General features: G+C 60.3%; 16 protein-coding genes and 2 pseudogenes. 13 read left to right on the forward strand and 5 right to left on the reverse strand.

Going from position 1 to position 17,868, the window contains the following annotated elements; genetic code table 11:
- Positions 1-242 precede the first annotated feature (242 nt).
- From AC1DH9_RS08760 to AC1DH9_RS08790, 7 genes and pseudogenes are all read left to right on the forward strand, one after another.
- On the forward strand, positions 243-1,604 hold the full coding sequence (locus AC1DH9_RS08760; RefSeq protein WP_427531895.1) for a M16 family metallopeptidase: 1,362 nt from the start codon (positions 243-245) through the stop codon (positions 1,602-1,604).
- The gene (locus AC1DH9_RS08765; protein WP_427543919.1) at positions 1,597-3,087 is read left to right on the forward strand and encodes a M16 family metallopeptidase; all 1,491 of its coding nucleotides are present in this window, start codon (positions 1,597-1,599) and stop codon (positions 3,085-3,087) included. The genes AC1DH9_RS08760 and AC1DH9_RS08765 overlap by 8 nt, the downstream gene beginning before the upstream one ends.
- A complete protein-coding gene (gene rsmD / locus AC1DH9_RS08770; protein ID WP_427543922.1) occupies positions 3,087-3,704 on the forward strand; it encodes a 16S rRNA (guanine(966)-N(2))-methyltransferase RsmD in 618 nt (205 codons plus the stop codon). The genes AC1DH9_RS08765 and rsmD overlap by 1 nt, the downstream gene beginning before the upstream one ends.
- 147 nt (positions 3,705-3,851) lie before the next feature.
- A pseudogene (locus tag AC1DH9_RS08775) lies at positions 3,852-5,152 on the forward strand (M16 family metallopeptidase); the annotation flags it as partial.
- A 9-nt stretch (positions 5,153-5,161) separates the two neighbouring features.
- Positions 5,162-6,270: pseudogene (locus AC1DH9_RS08780) on the forward strand (M16 family metallopeptidase); the annotation flags it as partial.
- A 153-nt stretch (positions 6,271-6,423) separates the two neighbouring features.
- Positions 6,424-7,422 carry a hydrolase gene (locus AC1DH9_RS08785; RefSeq protein ID WP_427543925.1) on the forward strand — a complete coding sequence of 333 codons (999 nt, stop codon included), beginning with the start codon at positions 6,424-6,426 and terminating at the stop codon, positions 7,420-7,422.
- Positions 7,423-7,426: 4 nt separating this feature from the next.
- Positions 7,427-8,257 (forward strand): AraC family transcriptional regulator, encoded by an 831-nt coding sequence (locus AC1DH9_RS08790; protein WP_427543928.1) that lies wholly within the window; start codon positions 7,427-7,429, stop codon positions 8,255-8,257.
- Between the two features lie 139 nt (positions 8,258-8,396).
- On the opposite strand, the gene AC1DH9_RS08795 is transcribed toward AC1DH9_RS08790, so the two are convergent.
- Together AC1DH9_RS08795 and AC1DH9_RS08800 are read right to left on the reverse strand one after the other, a co-directional pair.
- A complete protein-coding gene (locus tag AC1DH9_RS08795) occupies positions 8,397-9,251 on the reverse strand; it encodes a sulfurtransferase (RefSeq protein ID WP_427543931.1) in 855 nt (284 codons plus the stop codon).
- Positions 9,252-9,283: 32 nt separating this feature from the next.
- Complete coding sequence (locus tag AC1DH9_RS08800) at positions 9,284-9,955, reverse strand: TetR/AcrR family transcriptional regulator (protein WP_427543934.1); 672 nt, start codon at positions 9,953-9,955, stop codon at positions 9,284-9,286.
- A 146-nt stretch (positions 9,956-10,101) separates the two neighbouring features.
- Between AC1DH9_RS08800 and AC1DH9_RS08805 the strand changes: the two genes are divergently transcribed.
- The 5 genes from AC1DH9_RS08805 to AC1DH9_RS08825 all read left to right on the forward strand — a co-directional run bounded on the left by AC1DH9_RS08805 (position 10,102) and on the right by AC1DH9_RS08825 (position 14,813).
- Positions 10,102-11,532: a coniferyl aldehyde dehydrogenase gene (locus tag AC1DH9_RS08805; RefSeq protein ID WP_477808056.1), complete on the forward strand. Its 1,431-nt coding sequence runs from the start codon at positions 10,102-10,104 to the stop codon at positions 11,530-11,532.
- Positions 11,533-11,558: 26 nt separating this feature from the next.
- Positions 11,559-12,104 carry a twin-arginine translocation pathway signal protein gene (locus tag AC1DH9_RS08810; RefSeq protein ID WP_427543940.1) on the forward strand — a complete coding sequence of 182 codons (546 nt, stop codon included), beginning with the start codon at positions 11,559-11,561 and terminating at the stop codon, positions 12,102-12,104.
- Positions 12,105-12,246: 142 nt separating this feature from the next.
- Complete coding sequence (locus tag AC1DH9_RS08815) at positions 12,247-13,842, forward strand: GMC family oxidoreductase (protein WP_429538876.1); 1,596 nt, start codon at positions 12,247-12,249, stop codon at positions 13,840-13,842.
- Between the two features lie 115 nt (positions 13,843-13,957).
- Positions 13,958-14,437, forward strand: a complete 480-nt coding sequence (coaD, locus tag AC1DH9_RS08820; RefSeq protein WP_008019993.1) for a pantetheine-phosphate adenylyltransferase — start codon at positions 13,958-13,960, stop codon at positions 14,435-14,437.
- A 124-nt stretch (positions 14,438-14,561) separates the two neighbouring features.
- The gene (locus AC1DH9_RS08825; RefSeq protein WP_019694109.1) at positions 14,562-14,813 is read left to right on the forward strand and encodes a YfhL family 4Fe-4S dicluster ferredoxin; all 252 of its coding nucleotides are present in this window, start codon (positions 14,562-14,564) and stop codon (positions 14,811-14,813) included.
- A gap of 159 nt (positions 14,814-14,972) precedes the next feature.
- Here AC1DH9_RS08825 and AC1DH9_RS08830 read toward each other — a convergent pair whose 3' ends face one another.
- The 3 genes from AC1DH9_RS08830 to AC1DH9_RS08840 are packed head-to-tail and all read right to left on the reverse strand — an operon-like array spanning position 14,973 to position 17,010.
- Positions 14,973-15,296, reverse strand: coding sequence for a multidrug transporter (locus AC1DH9_RS08830; RefSeq protein WP_427543946.1), 324 nt, complete (start codon positions 15,294-15,296; stop codon positions 14,973-14,975).
- Positions 15,297-15,350: 54 nt separating this feature from the next.
- Complete coding sequence (mutM, locus tag AC1DH9_RS08835) at positions 15,351-16,163, reverse strand: bifunctional DNA-formamidopyrimidine glycosylase/DNA-(apurinic or apyrimidinic site) lyase (protein WP_054594486.1); 813 nt, start codon at positions 16,161-16,163, stop codon at positions 15,351-15,353.
- A 31-nt stretch (positions 16,164-16,194) separates the two neighbouring features.
- Positions 16,195-17,010, reverse strand: a complete 816-nt coding sequence (locus AC1DH9_RS08840) for an HDOD domain-containing protein (RefSeq protein WP_427546244.1) — start codon at positions 17,008-17,010, stop codon at positions 16,195-16,197.
- Positions 17,011-17,211: 201 nt separating this feature from the next.
- On the opposite strand from AC1DH9_RS08840, the gene AC1DH9_RS08845 reads away from it, so the two are divergent.
- A partial coding sequence (locus AC1DH9_RS08845) for a class I SAM-dependent rRNA methyltransferase (protein WP_477808057.1) occupies positions 17,212-17,868 on the forward strand: 657 nt, incomplete at its 3' end.

Raw genomic sequence — 17,868 nt, forward strand, 5'->3', positions numbered from 1 at the left:
ACATTTTGTCGAAGTGCTCAACAGCACCTCAAGGATCGATTTTACGAAGGACTGAACTGGCAAAATCGGCGAAAAAGCGGAGTTTAGCTGATAAACAGAGGCTTTCCGCCGTGAACCCATACAGCCTGATCAAGCACAAAAGCCTGATAGACGTGGCCGCCAGTAAAACGGACCGTTATCCTAGCACCCTCTAGCCCGCTGACGCTAAGACCTAGCGGGCAGCCCAACAGGTTTAAAAACGAATGAATGCTCTAGCCCGCCGCGCTGCAGGCCTGCTGCTCAGCACAGTTTGTCTGCCCCTTTCAGCTTTGGCTGCCGACCCCCAACCAACCCACGAATTCACCCTCGACAACGGCCTCAAGGTCGTCGTGCGCGAGGATCATCGGGCACCCGTGGTGGTTTCCCAGATCTGGTACAAGGTTGGCTCCAGCTACGAAACCCCGGGCCAGACCGGTTTGTCCCACGCCCTGGAACACATGATGTTCAAGGGCAGCGAGAAAGTCGGCCCCGGCGAAGCGTCGTTGATCCTGCGCGACCTCGGCGCCGAAGAGAACGCCTTCACCAGCGACGACTACACCGCGTATTACCAGGTGCTGGCGCGTGATCGCCTGGGTGTGGCCTTTGAGCTGGAAGCCGATCGCATGGCCAACCTGCGCCTGCCGGCCGACGAGTTCAGCCGCGAGATCGAAGTGATCAAGGAAGAGCGCCGCATGCGCACCGACGACAAGCCGATGGCCAAGGCTTACGAGCGCTTCAAGGCCATGGCCTACCCGGCCAGCGGCTACCACACGCCGACCATCGGCTGGATGGCTGACCTGGACCGCATGAAGGTCGAAGAGCTGCGCCACTGGTATAAATCCTGGTACGTGCCGAACAACGCCACGCTGGTGGTGGTCGGTGACGTAACCCCGGACGAAGTCAAAGCCCTGGCCCAGCGCTACTTCGGACCGATCCCGAAGCGCGACGTGCCGCCAGCGAAGATTCCGCTGGAACTGGCCGAGCCCGGCGAGCGCCAGATCACCCTGCATGTACAGACGCAATTGCCGAGCCTGATGCTGGCCTTCAACGTGCCGAGCATCGCCACCGCGCAAGACAAACGCTCGGTCAATGCCCTGCGGTTGATCGCGGCATTGCTTGATGGCGGCTACAGCGCGCGCATCTCGGCGCAACTGGAGCGCGGCGAAGAACTGGTCTCAGGTGGTTCATCGAGCTACGACGCCTACACCCGCGGGGACAGCCTGTTTACCTTGTCGGCATCGCCGAACACTCAGAAACACAAAACCATGGCCCAGGTCGAAGCCGGCCTGTGGAAACTGCTCGAACAGCTGAAAACCACCGCGCCGTCGGCTGATGAAGTTGAACGCGTACGCGCACAAGTGATCGCCGGCCTGGTCTACGAGCGTGATTCGATCACCAGCCAGGCCACTGCCATTGGTCAGCTGGAAACCGTCGGTCTGTCGTGGAAGTTGATGGACACCGAACTCGCCGAGCTGCAAAGCGTGACACCGGAAGACATCCAGAAAGCCGCCCGTACCTATTTCACTCGCGAACGTCTCAGCGTTGCGCATGTACTGCCACTGCCCGAGGAAACCGCTCATGAGTGAGAGTAAAAAACCACGCCTGGTCCTGATCGGCCTGATACTCGTCGCACTGGTCGCCGCGTTCGGTTTCTACCTCAGCCGTTCGACCGAGACCAATGCCAGCGAAGCCCTCGACCAGGCCAAGGCCAGCAAAAAGCTGCAATCACTGACCGAACTCGACGGTAAAGCGCCGAGCCACCGTAAGTTGGATGTGCAAACCTGGAAAACCGCTGAGGGCGCCAAGGTGCTGTTCGTTGCAGCCCCGGAACTGCCGATGTTCGACATGCGCCTGATCTTCGCCGCCGGCAGCAGTCAGGACGGTGATAAACCAGGGCTGGCCGTGCTGACCAATGCCATGCTCAACGAAGGTATCGCCGGCAAAGATGTCGGCAAGATCGCTGAAGGCTTCGAAGGCCTTGGCGCAAACTTCGGCAACGGCGCCTACAAAGACATGGCCGTCGCCACGTTGCGCAGCCTGAGTGCTGTGGATAAACGCGAACCGGCGCTGAAGCTGTTCGCTGAAGTGGTCGGCAAACCGACATTCCCGACCGACTCCTTGGCACGCATCAAGAACCAGTTGCTTGCCGGCTTCGAATACCAGAAGCAGAACCCCGGCAAACTGGCGAGCCTGGAGCTGATGAAGCGCCTGTATGGCGATCACCCTTACGCACATTCAAGCGACGGCGACGCGCAAAGTGTCCCATCGATTACCGTGGCGCAATTGCGGGCTTTTCACGAGAAAGCCTATGCCGCGGGCAACGTGGTGATTGCACTGGTGGGCGACTTGTCACGCAGCGAAGCCGAAGCGATTGCTGCACAGATTTCCGCCGCACTGCCAAAAGGCCCGGCGCTGGCGAAAATCGGACAACCGGTTGAACCGAAAGCCAGCATCGGACACATCGAGTTTCCGTCCAAGCAAACCAACCTGATGCTCGCGCAATTGGGCATCGACCGTAGTGATCCGGACTATGCGGCCATCTCCCTGGGCAACCAGATCCTCGGCGGCGGTGGCTTCGGCACCCGACTGATGAGCGAAGTACGTGAAAAACGTGGCCTGACCTATGGCGTCTACTCCGGTTTCACGCCAATGCAGGCCCGTGGCCCGTTCATGGTCAACCTGCAAACCCGCGCCGAAATGAGCGAAGGCACGCTCAAACTGGTGCAGGATGTGCTCGCGGACTACTTGAAAACCGGCCCGACCCAGAAAGAACTCGACGACGCCAAGCGTGAACTGGCCGGCAGCTTCCCGCTGTCCAACGCCAGCAACGCCGATATCGTTGGCCAACTGGGCGCCATGGGTTTCTATGACTTGCCGCTGAGTTACCTTGAAGACTTCATGCGGCAGTCGCAAAGCCTGACGGTCGAGCAGGTCACCGCAGCAATGAACAAACACCTGAGCACGGACAAAATGGTCATCGTTTCTGCTGGCCCGACCGTGCCGCAAAAGCCGTTACCGGCCCCCACTGACAAACCAACCGAGCAGCCGCTCGGGGTTCCGGAGCATTAATGGCCAGTCCATCGCGTCCCAAGAAACCTGTTCATAACGTGCACAACGGCGTGAACCAATTGCGCATCATCGGCGGCGAATGGCGCAGCCGTCGGCTGAGTTTCCCGGACGCTCCGGGCCTGCGCCCGACGCCCGACCGCGTGCGTGAAACCCTGTTCAACTGGCTCGCACCGTATGTGGCCGGGGCCAAGGTGCTCGACCCGTTTGCCGGCAGCGGCGCGCTGTTTCTCGAAGCGCTGTCCCGTGGCGCCGCCATGGGCCAGGCGCTGGACGCCAGCAGCCTGGCGGTTTCCAGCCTGAAAGAGCATTTGGGAACGCTGCGTTGCACCGTCGGCCAGGTGCAAACCGCCGATGCCTTGCGCTACCTGGAAACCCAGCCAGCGATCGCCTACGACCTGGTGTTCCTCGACCCGCCGTTCAACCAGAACCTGTTGCCCGCCGTTTGCACGCTGCTTGAAGAACGCCAATGGCTCGCCGACAACGCGTGGATCTACACTGAAAGTGAAACCGCGCCATCAACCCTCGGCCTGCCAGCGGGCTGGCGCCTGCACCGGGAGCAAAAGTCCGGGCGGGTCTACTACGCGTTGTGGCAGCGAAGCACTGAACTAAATTCTTAAAGGAATCGCCTGGACGGGCGAACCGCTTGCTCGGGGCGCCCTCCCGTTTTTTCAAACAGCAACATACCCGGTTTGCTTAGTTCTTTTCCTTTAGTTCATTGTGAACTTGCGAAACAAATCGCATGGACGCAAAGGACTATTAACGGAATGAACGCATTAACTAACGAGACAACTTCCAGTTCAACTACCGAGTTCACACTCGATAACGGCCTCAAGGTCATCGTGCGCGAGGATCATCGGGCACCGGTGGTAGCGTCCCAAGTCTGGTACAAGGTCGGCGCCAGCTACGAGCCTCCGGGTCAGACCGGCTTGTCCCACGCTCTGGAACACATGATGTTCATGGGCAGCAAAAAAGTCGGCCCAGGCAAACTCTTGCCGCTTCTGCGCGAGCTCGGTACCAAATTCAACGCCTTCACCAGCAGCGACTCCACCGCGTACTACCAAACGCTGGCTCGAGATCGTCTGGGCGTGGCCTTCGAACTGGAAGCGGACCGCATGGCCAATCTGCTTCTGCCGGCCGACGAGTTCGCCCGGGAGATCGAAGTCATCAAGGAAGAACGTCGCCAGACCACCGATGACAAACCACTGGCCAATGCCACGAACGCTTCAAGGCCATGGCCTACCCGGCCAGCGGTTATCACACGCCGACCATAGGCTGGATGGCGGACCTCGAACGGATGAAGGTCGAAGAACTGCGCCACTGGTATCAGTCCTGGTATGCACCGAACAACGCCACGCTGGTGGTGGTTGGCGACGTGACCCCGAACGAAGTCAAAACCCTGGCCCAGCGCTACTTCGGCCCGATCGCCAGACGCAATGTGCCGGCCGCGAAAATACCGTTGGAACTGGCAAGGCCCGGTGAACGCCAGATCACGCTGCACGTGAAGACCCAAGTGCCCAGCCTGATGCTGACCTTCAACGTGCCGAGCATTGCCACCGCCAAAGACAAACGCTCTGTGAATGCCTTGCGCCTGATTTCGGCCCTGCTCGGCGACGGCCACAGCGCGCGCATCCCGACGCAACTGCAACGCGATGAAGAGCTGGTGTCCGACGGTTCGTCGAGCTATAGCGCCTACACCCGGGGCGACAGCCTGTTCCTCCTGTCGGCGACACCCAACAGCCATAAAAACAAAACCATCGCCCAGGCCGAAGCCGGTTTGTGGAGGCTGCTGGACCAGCTGAAAACCACTCCGCCAACCACTGAAGAACTGGGGCGCGTACGCGCGCAGGTCATCGCCGAGCTGGTTTACGAGCGTGACTCGATCACCCGTCAGGCCACCACTATCGGCCGACTGGAAACCTTCGGTCTGTCGTGGAAACTGATGGACACCGAACTGGCCGAACTGGAAAGCGTAACGCCAGAAGACATCCAGAAAGCCGCCAGGCTGTATTTCACCCGCGAGCGGCTCAGCGTCGCTCATATACTGCCAACGGAGGCTAATAAAGAGGATGGGGATGAGTCCGGCGACGGTGAAGTGCCAGACAAGGAAAACTCCGGCCAGATGCTGCAATCGCTGACTGAACTCGACAGCAAGGCACCCAGTCACCGTACGCTTGATATTCAGACCTGGAACACAAACGCGATCCGGCATTGACGCTCTTCGCCGAAGTCGTAGGCAAGCCGACCTTCCCTGACGACTCGTATGCACGCCTGAGTAATCAGACCCTCGCTGCTTTCGAAGATCAGAAGCGTGACCCCGGCAAACTGGCGAGCCTTGAGTTGATGAACCGTTTGTATGGCGATCATCCATACGCGCACGCCAGCGATGGCACGGCGCAAGCCATTCCGTCCGTCACCCCGGCACAGCTGCGCGCATTCCACGAAAAAGCCTACGCGGCCGGCAACGTGGTGATCGCGTTGGTGGGCGACTTGTCTCGCGCCGAAGCCGAAGCCATTGCCGCGAAGGTATCCGCTAGCCTGCCCAAAGGCCCRGCCCTGGCGAAAATCCCGCAACCGATAGAACCCAAGGCCAGCATCAGCCACATCGAATTCCCATCGAAACAGACCACTCTGATGCTCGCGCAGCTGGGTATCGACCGTGACAATCCAGACTACGCGGCACTGTCCATGGGCAACCAGATCCTTGGCGGCGGTTTCGGCACTCGACTGATGAGCGAAGTCCGCGAGAAACGTGGCCTGACGTACGGCGTGGTTTCGGCTTTCTCCCCAATGCAGGCGCGCGGTACGTTCATGATCAAGCTGCAGACCCGCGCCGAAATGAGCGAAGGCACTCTGAAACTGGTAAAGGACTTGCTCGACGACTACCTCAAAACCGGTCCGACCGAAAAAGAACTTGAGGATGCCAAACGCGAGTTGGCCGGCAGCTTCCCGCAGTCCACTGCCAGCAACTCACAAATCGTCTCGAAACTGGCGTCTATCGGCTTTTATAACCTGCCGTTGAATCACTTGGACGACTTCATGCAGCAGTCCCAGCGTCTAACCGTCGAGCAAGTCAAAACCGCATTGAACAAACACCTGAGCATGGACAAATTGGTCATCATCAGCGCGGGACCGATCGTCCTGCAAAAGCCATTGCCAGAGCCTACCGGCAAACCTGCCAGGTAATTGCCAATCCGTCAGGCGACTATCACAGCGTCGGAAAGCAGAAAACCGAGCAACTCTGTTGTTCGTTGTGGCAACGTATGGCGAAGATTGCCGGTTAACCGACTATTCTGAAAAGGTGCGCACAGGTTGCGCACCGTTGCATTGAGAGCCATCGTGTTTTTTCCGCCTGAACGCTTCACCCCTGCCTTCGGCCTTGGCAACCCGCACTTGCAAACCTTGTGGGGACCGCTGTGGCGCAAAACCACGCACATCGAACGCGAGCGCGAACGCTTGTGGCTCGAGGATGGCGACTTTCTTGACCTGGACTGGCACGGGCCGCACAGCGCCGATGCGCCACTGGTGCTGGTGTTGCACGGTTTGACCGGCTCGTCGAACTCGCCCTATGTCGCCGGCCTGCAAAAAGCCCTGTTCGCCCAAGGCTGGGCCAGCGTAGCGCTGAACTGGCGCGGCTGTTCGGGCGAGCCGAATCTGTTGCCGCGCAGCTATCACTCCGGCGCCAGCGAAGACCTCGCGGCAGCGATCAACCACCTTCGAGCCACCCGTCCGTCAGCGCCGCTGTACGCCGTCGGCTATTCGCTGGGCGGCAATGTGCTGCTCAAGCACCTGGGGGAAACCGGCAGTGGCAGTCAGTTGCAGGGCGCGGTGGCGGTCTCGGTACCCTTTCGCCTGGACCAATGCGCTGACCGCATCGGCCAGGGATTTTCGCGGATCTATCAAGCGCACTTCATGCGCGAAATGCTCGCCTACATCAAGACCAAGCAACAGAAGTTCCTGCATGACGGCCACCACGAGGGCCTGGAGACCCTGGCCAGACTGGGGTCACTGGAGAACCTGCGCACTTTCTGGGATTTCGATGGCCGGGTGACTGCGCCACTGAACGGTTTCAAGGACGCGCATGACTATTATCGCCGCGCCTCCAGCCGTTATTTTCTCGGTGAGATCCGCACGCCGACCCTGATCATCCAAGCGGCCGACGATCCTTTCGTCTTTCTCCACAGCCTGCCGCACGCCAGCGAGTTATCGGACTGCACGCAGTTCGAATTGCAGGCCAAGGGCGGGCATGTCGGCTTTGTCGACGGCACGTTCCGCAACCCCGGTTACTACCTGGAGCGGCGTATCCCGGCCTGGTTGGCCAACACAGGTCGCGAGTAAGGCCATGGAGGCCACTCCGGGCGAGTCAATCCACTTCTGGCAAACGGCCCCTTTGGCCGGCGTAGAGCTGTTGTCCGCGCGCTACATCGAACAGCGCTTCGTCCCTCACGTACACGACGGTTTTGTCATCGGCATCATCATGGCCGGCGCTCAACGCTACCGCTATCGTGGCGCCGAACATCTGGCCGGCAGCGGGACTCTGGTGGTGATCAATCCGGACGAATTACACACTGGCCACAAAGGGACGGACAACGGCTGGTTGTACCGGGCGTTCTATCCCGACAACCAGCAAATCCTTTCGTTGCTGGGCGAACTTGAGCTGCCTGACCACGACTTGCCGGCCTTTGGTGCGACGCTGTATCGCGACCCGGACCTGGTGAGTGGCCTCTGCCAACTGCACCGTTTGCTGGAGAGCCCTGCCAGTGCGCTGCAACAGCAGACCGCGTGGCGGGAAATGATGCTGGCATTGCTGCAACGCCACGCCGCAGTGGCAACGCCCGGTCAACCTGGCCAGGAACATCGGGCCATCGCCCGGGCCAAGGAACTGATGCACGCGCAACTCGCTGCACCGCCCTCCCTGGAAGAACTGGCCGCTGCGGTGAACCTTTCGCCCTTCCACTTCGCCCGAGTGTTTCGCCATGCCACCGGCATGCCGCCGCACGCCTGGCTGATGCAGCAGCGTATCGCCCAGGCCCGTGCGTTATTACAGAAAGGCTGCCTGCCGCTGGACGTTGCCACCCGGCTCGGCTTTGCCGACCAGAGTCATCTGAGCCGGCAGTTCAAGAAGGTTTACGGCGTAGGGCCCGGGGCTTATCGCAGTGCCCGACTGCTTTGAATCTCAAAGCCCCCTGATACCCATGTGGGAGCGAGCCTGCTCCGGGCGGCGCTCCGACGATGAGGCCGTCAGATTCAACAACGATGTTGACTGACAGTCCGCCATCGCGAGCAGGCTCGCTCCCACAGGGGATTTGCGATTAGTCGCCGGTAGCGACGCCCCGCGCAGGATCGGTGATCCACTCGCTCCACGACCCGGCATACAGCGAGCCCAACGGATAACCGGCCAGGCACAACGCAAACAGGTTATGGCACGCGGTCACGCCCGAGCCGCAATACGCCACCAGTTCGGTCGGCGAACGATCGCCCAGTTTCGCGGCAAAACGCTGCTTGAGCTGATCGGCAGGAAGAAAGCGCCCGTCGGCATCCAGGTTGTCGGTAAAGGCCGCGCATTGCGCGCCGGGAATGTGCCCGGCGACCGGGTCAATCGGCTCGACCTCGCCACGAAAACGCGGCAAACCCCGGGCGTCGAGCAAGGTCAGGGTCGGTTGACCGAGGCGCTGTTGCAGTTTTTCGGCGCTCACTAACAAGGTGTGGTCCGGCGCGCCGGTGAAGGAGCCGCGGGTGATGGCCGGTGCATCCAGGCTCAGCGGCAAACCGGCCGCGTGCCAGGCCTTGAGGCCACCGTCGAGAATGAACACGCCGTCGCGCTTGCCCAGCCACGCCAGCAACCACCAGGCCCGCGCGGCATACATGCCGGGGCCGTCGTCATACAAAACGATTTCGCTGTCGTTATTGATACCCCAATCCTGCAAACGCTGAATCAAGTGGTGCGGCGTCGGCAATGGATGGCGACCGGTGACACCCTTGACCACGGGGCCGCTGAGGTCACGTTCAAGGTCCGCGAACGAGGCCCCCTCGATATGCCCCTGGGCATAGCTGCGCTGGCCATAATCCGGGTCTTCGAGGGCAAAACGACAATCCAGAATCACCAACCCGGCCTGATCCTTTTTCTGGTCCAGGGCATTCGGGTTGATCAGTTGCGCGATGGGCATAGCGGGCTCCTGTGGTTAAGTCTTTGTCGATCCTACTGCACTTCTTCCAGGGCCTGGGCCAACGGCACGTAAAACTCCTCGAACAAGGCATTGACCGCCTCGCGCGCTTGCTCCGTGACAAATCCGGCTTCCAGCACCAGCACCTGATACACGCCACGTTTAATGGCTTGTTCGCTGAGGTGGTTGGAATTTTCCCGTGTGGTGCACAGAAAGCGCACCCAGGATGTGAGGATGATCCAGGCGTTGAGCGTCAGGGACTCGATCTGGACCTTGTCCATGCACAGGATCCCGGCGTCGACGAAGCCTGCATAAATTGCCGTGCCCTGGATCAGGCACCGTTGGGAAAAACGCCGGTAACGGGCAGCCAGTTCCGCATCGTTGTCGAGCAAGTGCTCGAGATCGCGGTGTAAAAATCGGTAGCGCCACATGGCCGACAATAGTTCCTGCAAGTAGAAGCGCTTGTCTTCAACGGTCGCGGCGCGGCCCTGGGGTGGGCGCAGGAAGCTCTCTACCAGGGCTTCGTACTCACTGAACAACACGGCGATGATCGCCTGCTTGTTGGGGAAGTGGTAGTACAGGTTGCCCGGAGAAATCTCCATATGCGCAGCGATATGGTTGGTGCTGATGCTGCGTTCACCCTGTTGATTGAACAGCTCCAGGCTGTTCTGCACGATGCGCTCGCTGGTTTTTATTCGTGGGGCCATGGCTTGAGCTTTAATTCTTCAGTGCGTTGCCGGGCATCTTACGACCTATCCGCTGGCGGATAAATCATCGCTTCCCGAGGACATCATTTGACTTTCTAGAGCATAGACTCTAAAAACTTCCTCATTCTAAAAAAACCGGAGCTACCATGCCCGCCGACATTGCCTACCTGCAAAGCTCCCAACAGCTATTGAGTGAGCTACACGCTCTGTTTGCCGTCCAGCGTCAGGCCTACGCGGCCCACCCGATGCCACCGGCTGCGCAACGCCAGCAATGGCTCAAGGCATTGCGTGATCTGCTGAGTGACGAGCGTCAGGCCTTGATCGACGCGATCAGCCAGGATTTCAGCAACCGCAGCGCCGATGAAACCCTGCTCGCCGAGCTGATGCCGAGCCTGCACTGCATTCAGTACGCCAGCAAACACCTCAAAGGCTGGATGAAAGCGTCCCCGCGCAAGGTAGGAATCGCCTTTCAGCCGGCAGCGGCCAAGGTGGTTTATCAGCCGCTGGGCGTGGTCGGGGTCATCGTGCCGTGGAACTATCCGCTGTACCTGGCCATCGGCCCGTTGGTCGGCGCGTTGTCGGCGGGCAACCGGGTGATGCTCAAACTCAGCGAGTCCACGCCAGCCACCGGGCAACTGCTGAAAACCTTGTTGGCCAAAGTGTTCCCCGAAGACCTGGTGTGCGTAGTGTTGGGCGAAGCCGAGGTCGGCGTGGCCTTTTCCAGGCTGCCCTTCGATCACCTGCTGTTCACTGGCGCCACCAGCATCGGCAAACATGTCATGCGTGCGGCGGCAGAGAACCTGACACCGGTGACACTGGAATTAGGCGGCAAGTCTCCGGCAATCGTTTCCCACGACGTACCGCTCAAGGACGCCGCCGAACGTATTGCCTTCGGTAAAACCCTGAATGCCGGACAAACCTGTGTCGCACCGGACTACGTGCTGGTGCYGGAAGAGCGGGTCGGCTCCTTCGTCGAAGCCTATCGTCAGGCGGTTCGCGGGTTTTACCCGACACTCGCGGACAACCCGGACTACACCGCGATCATCAATGAGCGCCAATTGGCCCGGCTGCACAGCTACCTCAGCGATGCCACCAGCAAGGGCGCGCTGCTGATCCCGGTCTTCGAACAGGATCAGGGCCGACGCATGAGCCATAGCCTGCTGCTGAATGTCAGCGACGAGATGATCGTGATGCAGGACGAAATCTTCGGCCCGGTGCTGCCGATCGTGCCTTACAAGAATCTGGACCAGGCGTTTGCCTACATCAACCAGCGGCCACGTCCGCTGGCGCTGTACTTCTTCGGCTACAACAAGGCCGAACAAAACCGCGTGCTCAACGAAACCCATTCCGGTGGCGTGTGCCTGAACGACACCTTGCTGCACGTCGCGCAAGACGACATGCCGTTTGGCGGTATCGGCGCTTCAGGCATGGGCCATTACCACGGACATGAAGGCTTCCTGACGTTCAGCAAAGCCAAAGGCGTGCTGATCAAACAGCGCTTTAACGCGGCGAAGCTGATATATCCGCCTTACGGCAAGTCGATCCAGAAGCTGATCCAGAAGCTGTTCATCCGCTGACGCCTCATGACCGGGTAATAACAATAATGAACCCAAGCCTGACCGAATCCCCCGCGCTGACACGGCGCGGCCTGCTCAAATTCAGTCTCTGCGCCACGGCCTTCCTGACCACGGCCGGCCTTGGCGCCAGTCTCAGTGGTTGCTCGGCCAGCAGCCCGGCCAGCGGTTTCGCCATATTGCGCAGCAGTGATCTGCCGTTCTTGCGCGCGCTGATCCCGGTGATGCTCGACGGCGCCGTGGCCGTCGAAAAACTCCCGGCCGCCGTCGAAGGCACCCTGCAATCGCTCGACCACGACCTCAATCACCTGTCGCCGGAAATGCTCAAGCTGACCCAACAACTGTTCGATGTGCTCGCCATGGCTATCACTCGCGGGCCACTGACCGGAATCTGGGGCCACTGGGAAAACGCCAGCAGCGACGACATTCGCCAATTCCTGCGGCGCTGGCAAAACAGCTCGCTGAGCCTGTTGCGCATGGGCCACAGCTCGATCCTGCAACTGGTGATGATGGCCTGGTACAAGCGCGCCGAATCATGGGCACATTGCGGGTATCCGGGGCCGCCCGCCGTTTGAGACCGAGGTGTCCCTATCGCGAGCAGGCTCGCTCCCACAAGGGGCGCGCGATCCATGTGGGAGCAGCCGGGCGGCGTTCCGTTTGCTCGCGAAGGCGCCAGCCGCATCACCACCGAATCCAAAACAATAAGAGAGCCCAAAGATGCCCGTACCCGATCCGTTCCGCGAAGGCCTGGCCCGTGGCTGGAAAACCTACAACGGCTCGCAACTGGCCAATGATCTGACACTCGAAGCCGACATCGCGATCATCGGCAGTGGCGCTGGCGGCGGCACCACCGCCGAAATCCTCAGCGCTGCCGGCTACAAAGTGCTGTTGATCGAAGAAGGCCCGCTGAAGACCAGCAGCGACTTCAAGATGCTCGAAGACCAGGCCTATTCCAGCCTTTATCAGGAAGGCATCGGCCGCATGAGCAAGGATGGCGCGATCACCATCCTGCAAGGCCGCGCAGTCGGTGGCACGACGCTGGTCAATTGGACCTCAAGCTTTCGCACCCCCGAACCAACCCTCGAACACTGGGCCAGGGAACACGACGTCAAGGGCCACAGCCCGGCGGAAATGGCGCCCTGGTTCGAAAAAATGGAGCAGCGCCTTGGCGTCGCCCCATGGCTGGTGCCGCCCAACGCGAACAACGACGTGATAAAAAAAGGTTGCGAACAGCTCGGCTACAGCTGGCACGTGATCCCGCGCAACGTGCGCGGTTGCTGGAACCTCGGCTATTGCGGCATGGGCTGCCCGACCAACGCCAAGCAATCGATGATGGTCACCACCATCCCCGCGACCCTGGAAAAAGGCGGTGAGCTGCTCTATCTGGCCCGTGTCGAACACCTGCTGATCAAGGACGACAAAGTCACCGGCCTGCGCTGCGTGGCAATGGATGAGCGCTGCGTGGCGCCGACCGGGCGCAGCATCACCGTCAAGGCGCGACATTACGTGCTGGCCGGCGGCGGCATCAACAGCCCGGCGCTGTTGCTGCGCTCCAAAGCCCCGGATCCCCATGAACGGCTTGGCAAGCGGACCTTTCTGCACCTGGTGAACATGTCCGCCGGGCTGTTCGACGAGGTGATCAACCCGTTCTACGGCGCGCCGCAGTCGATTTACTCCGACCACTTTCAATGGCAGGACGGCACCACCGGCAAAATGTCCTACAAGCTGGAAGTGCCGCCACTACACCCTGCGCTGGCGGCGACCTTGCTCGGTGGCTTTGGTGAAGAGAACGCTCGCCACATGCAGCAATTGCCGCACACCCACGCGATGCTGGCCCTGCTGCGTGACGGTTTTCACCCGGACAGCCCTGGCGGCAGTGTCGAATTGCGCGGCGATGGCTCACCAGTGCTCGACTATCAGGTCTCAGCCTATGCCTGGGACGGGATACGTCGAGCGTTTCATAGCATGGCCGAGATTCAGTTCGCCGGCGGTGCCAACGCGGTCATGCCGATGCACGTCGATGCGCGCTACGTGAAAACCCTCGCTGAAGCACGCGCGCTGATCGACGGCCTGAGTCTCGAGCTGTACCGCACACGACTGGGCAGTGCTCATGTGATGGGTGGATGTGCCATGGGTGAAGACCCGAAAAATGCCGTCACCGACAGTCTCGGCCGTCATCATCAACTGAGTAATCTGTCGATCCATGATGGCTCGCTGTTCCCCACCAGCATTGGCGCCAACCCGCAATTGTCGGTCTATGGGCTGACCGCGCAACTGGCGACAGCGTTGGCCATCCGTTTAAAAAACCCATGAAAAAACCCATAATTCGCATCGTCTATAGTGCTTTCTTACCCCAAAGGCGACTTGGCCGACCGGGAAGGCTGCGATACCATCCGACTCCCCAACGGACTCCCGCCAGGACGACGCGATGAACCGAGTGTTGTACCCAGGTACCTTCGACCCTATTACCAAGGGCCATGGCGATCTGGTCGAACGCGCCTCGCGCCTGTTCGATCATGTGATCATCGCCGTCGCCGCCAGCCCGAAGAAAAACCCGCTATTTCCCCTGGAACAGCGTGTGGAGCTGGCCCGCGAGGTCACTAAACATCTGCCGAACGTCGAAGTCGTCGGCTTTTCGACGCTGCTGGCGCACTTTGCCAAAGAGCAGAACGCCAACGTGTTCCTGCGTGGCCTGCGCGCGGTATCGGACTTCGAATACGAATTCCAGCTGGCCAACATGAACCGCCAATTGGCCCCGGACGTGGAAAGCCTGTTTCTTACCCCGTCCGAGCGTTATTCGTTTATTTCTTCGACGCTGGTCCGTGAAATTGCTGCCCTGGGCGGCGATATCACCAAGTTCGTCCACCCTGTCGTGGCCGACGCGCTGACCCTGCGCTTCAAGAAGTAAGCGCTGCCGCAAACTGCAATCTCTTGCAGTCCATCGCGCCTGCGTGCACTGCGGGCGCCGATGCGGCACAATTGTACGCATCAGTTTTCAGATGCCTGGGCAAACTACCCTGGCAGGAGTCCCAATGTCCCTGATCATCACCGACGATTGCATCAACTGCGACGTCTGCGAACCCGAGTGCCCGAACGCCGCCATCTCCCAGGGCGAAGAGATCTATGTGATCGACCCGAACCTCTGCACCCAGTGCGTCGGCCACTACGACGAACCACAGTGYCAGCAGGTTTGCCCGGTGGATTGCATTCCGCTGGACGAAGCGCATCCAGAAACTCAAGAGCAGTTGATGGAGAAGTACCGCAAGCTTACCGGCAAGGCTTGAATCTGGTGTTTTTGTAGCGTTTGTCCAGGCCTCTTCGCGAGCAGGCTCGCTCCCACATTGGATATGCTGTGTGTACACAATTTGTGCCCAAAGCAAATCTAATGTGGGAGCGAGCCTGCTCGCGAAGAGGCCATCAGCCACACCGATGATCCAGCTGATTCAGTTCTGCTGCTCAAACCCCTCCCCGACACACCCCAGGCAACGGACGAACGCCGCTTTCGCCGGATCGACCACCAGCGCCTGCCCGGCATCACCTACCCCGCCGCCCAGCGCGGTAAACGGCAAGGACACGATAAACACCCCCGCACCAATCACCGTCGCCGCCACCAGCAACGGACGGGCGATCAGCAGATCGCCGATCATCGCGTAGGCCGGTGGGTTGTGGATGCTGTAATTGGGGTCGCCACTGCCGCCGTCGGACGCCTGGGCAGATAAGCCGATGCTCAACAGCAGCGCGGCAGCAAGGGTTCGAATCGATGTCATGGCACGGTCCTTCGGCTAGGCAGTCAGACCACTAACTATAGACCGTAGGAATTCTCAGCTCTGACAACGCGGGCAAAAGACGCTGGCGCGCTGCCCGAGGCGAACTTCCCGCAGTTCGCTACCACAGACCTTGCACTGCTCACCGCCACGACCGTACACGAACAGCTCTTGCTGGAAATAGCCCGGCTGGCCGTCACCGCCAATGAAGTCGCGAAGCGTGGTGCCGCCGCGTTCGATCGCGGCGGCCAGAATGCGTTTGATCTCGATTGCCAGCTTCAGATAGCGCGCCCGGGAAATCCCCTTGGCCTCGCGGCGCGGGTCGATCCCGGCAGCAAAGAGTGCTTCGGTCGCATAAATGTTGCCGACCCCGACCACCACGGCGTTGTCCATGATGAACGGCTTGACCGCCATCGAACGCCCGCGTGACAGCTGGAACAGCCGCTCGCCATCGAACAGATCAGTCAGCGGCTCCGGCCCCAGACGAACCAGCAATTCGTGATTCAGCGGATCAAGGCTCCAGAGCATCGCCCCAAAACGCCGCGGGTCGGTGTATCGCAGCGCCAGGCCGGACTCGAGTTCGATGTCCACATGCTCGTGCTTGAGCGCCGGCAAGCCGACTTCCACCAGACGCAGATTTCCCGACATGCCCAAATGGCTGATCAACGTGCCGACCTCGGCGTTGATCAGCAAATACTTGGCGCGTCGCTCCACCAACACGATGCGCTGCCCGGACAGCCGCACATCGAGGTCCTCGGGGATCGGCCAGCGCAGACGCCGATCACGCACAATCACGCGGCTGACGCGCTGCCCTTCAAGGAACGGGGCAATACCGCGACGGGTGGTTTCGACTTCTGGCAGTTCAGGCATGGTGTTCCCGGATCAGCTGAAAAACCGACACTCAATGATGAGCGCCGAGCTCGCGAATCGTCTGTTTGAGGTTTTCGAAGTCGTAGTCCGAGAGGCCGACATAATCGAGCACCAGCGGCCCGATGCTATCCCACTCGTGGTCTTCGGTCTGATTACCCAACACCCGATACGACGCGCAAATGTGTTCGGCCATCTTCAGGATCGCCAGCAAGTTTTTCAACTGGCTGTTACGGGATGATTCATCGCTGAAAATCGCCAGCGCATTGTGGTGATTGGCGATGGCGTCGGTCACATGCTCCGGCAGACGCCAGGACTTCGCAGTGTAGTAACCGACCACCGCGTGGTTGGTATTGAGCACACGGTTCTCGGTATCCACCACCCGGCACTCGGCGTTGGCACTGGCGTAGGCTTCTTCCAGCACCGACATATAGCTGGGGAAGCGCTTGAGCATCAACGGCACGCCACAATCGTGGAACAGGCCTAAAGCATAAGCCTCGTCCACCGCTTGCGAACCAATGCGCTTGGCCAGGCTCAGGCTGGTCATCGCCACGTCTTGGGCGGTGTCCCAGAATCGGTTCAAGGTGACGATGGTGTCGTCATTCATCTCGCCCTTGATCGACTGTGCGTTGATCAGGTTGATGACCGAACGACTGCCCAGCAGGTTCACCGCGCGCTGGATCGAGGCGATCTTGTTGCTCAGCCCGTAATAGGGCGAATTGACGATCTTCAACAAGGCGCCAGAGAGGCCCGGGTCCTGGGAGATCAACTTCGCGATCACTTCCAGGTCCGGGTCCGGCATGTACTGCTCCATCTGCAAATCCACCATGATTTGCGGCTGAGGCGGCACGCTGATGCCTTGCAGGGCCTGTTGAATCTGTTCGGAAGATAGCTCTTGGGACATACGTACTCACTCTGGGCCAAGGGGCGATTCTAGCGGAAAAAATCCGCCACATGGGCGATCTGTCCGACGCAACGCCCAGAAACAACCGCGCTGCGCCTCCCATCTAGCGCTATAATCCCGCTCTTTTTTTTCACCTGGAGCGACGTCATGTCCCTGCCAAGCTTGCGCCTCAAAGCCAACGCCGACCGTCGCCTGCGCGCCGGTCACCTGTGGGTCTACAGTAACGAAATCGACGTAGCCGCCACCCCACTGCACGGCTTCAAGGCTGGCGATCAAGCGATTCTCGAAGCTGCCGGCGGCAAGCCGCTGGGCATCGTCGCCATGAGCCCGAACAACCTGATCTGCGCTCGCCTGCTGTCGCGCGACATCAAGTTGCCGCTCGACAAGTCGCTGCTGGTGCACCGCCTCAACGTTGCGCTGTCCCTGCGCGAGCGCCTGTTCGACAAGCCGTTCTACCGCCTGGTCTACGGCGACTCCGACCTGCTGCCGGGCCTGGTGGTCGACCGTTTCGGCGACATCCTGGTGGTGCAGATCGCTTCGGCGACCATGGAAGCTCATAAAGACGACGTGATCGCTGCGCTGACCCAAGTGCTCAAGCCAAGCGGCATTCTGTTCAAGAATGACTCTGCGGCCCGTGACGCCGAAGGCCTCAACCGCTACGTCGAAACCGTCTTCGGCCTGGTGCCTGAGTGGGTTGCCCTGGAAGAGAACGGCGTTAAGTTCGAAGCGCCAGTCATTCAGGGACAGAAAACCGGCTGGTTCTACGACCACCGCATGAACCGCGCGCGCCTGGCACCCTATGCC

The sequence above is a fragment of the Pseudomonas sp. 05T35 genome (genome assembly GCF_056396605.1).

What these genes read in the sequence shown, in the direction of transcription:
- AC1DH9_RS08760 (WP_427531895.1), top strand. Translation starts at nt 243, where the DNA reads ATGAATGCTCTAGCCCGCCGCGCTGCAGGCCTGCTGCTCAGCACAGTT.
- AC1DH9_RS08765 (WP_427543919.1), top strand. Translation starts at nt 1,597, where the DNA reads ATGAGTGAGAGTAAAAAACCACGCCTGGTCCTGATCGGCCTGATACTC.
- rsmD (WP_427543922.1), top strand. Translation starts at nt 3,087, where the DNA reads ATGGCCAGTCCATCGCGTCCCAAGAAACCTGTTCATAACGTGCACAAC.
- AC1DH9_RS08790 (WP_427543928.1), top strand. Translation starts at nt 7,427, where the DNA reads ATGGAGGCCACTCCGGGCGAGTCAATCCACTTCTGGCAAACGGCCCCT.
- AC1DH9_RS08795 (WP_427543931.1), bottom strand. Translation starts at nt 9,251, where the DNA reads ATGCCCATCGCGCAACTGATCAACCCGAATGCCCTGGACCAGAAAAAG.
- AC1DH9_RS08800 (WP_427543934.1), bottom strand. Translation starts at nt 9,955, where the DNA reads ATGGCCCCACGAATAAAAACCAGCGAGCGCATCGTGCAGAACAGCCTG.
- AC1DH9_RS08810 (WP_427543940.1), top strand. Translation starts at nt 11,559, where the DNA reads ATGAACCCAAGCCTGACCGAATCCCCCGCGCTGACACGGCGCGGCCTG.
- AC1DH9_RS08815 (WP_429538876.1), top strand. Translation starts at nt 12,247, where the DNA reads ATGCCCGTACCCGATCCGTTCCGCGAAGGCCTGGCCCGTGGCTGGAAA.
- coaD (WP_008019993.1), top strand. Translation starts at nt 13,958, where the DNA reads ATGAACCGAGTGTTGTACCCAGGTACCTTCGACCCTATTACCAAGGGC.
- AC1DH9_RS08830 (WP_427543946.1), bottom strand. Translation starts at nt 15,296, where the DNA reads ATGACATCGATTCGAACCCTTGCTGCCGCGCTGCTGTTGAGCATCGGC.
- mutM (WP_054594486.1), bottom strand. Translation starts at nt 16,163, where the DNA reads ATGCCTGAACTGCCAGAAGTCGAAACCACCCGTCGCGGTATTGCCCCG.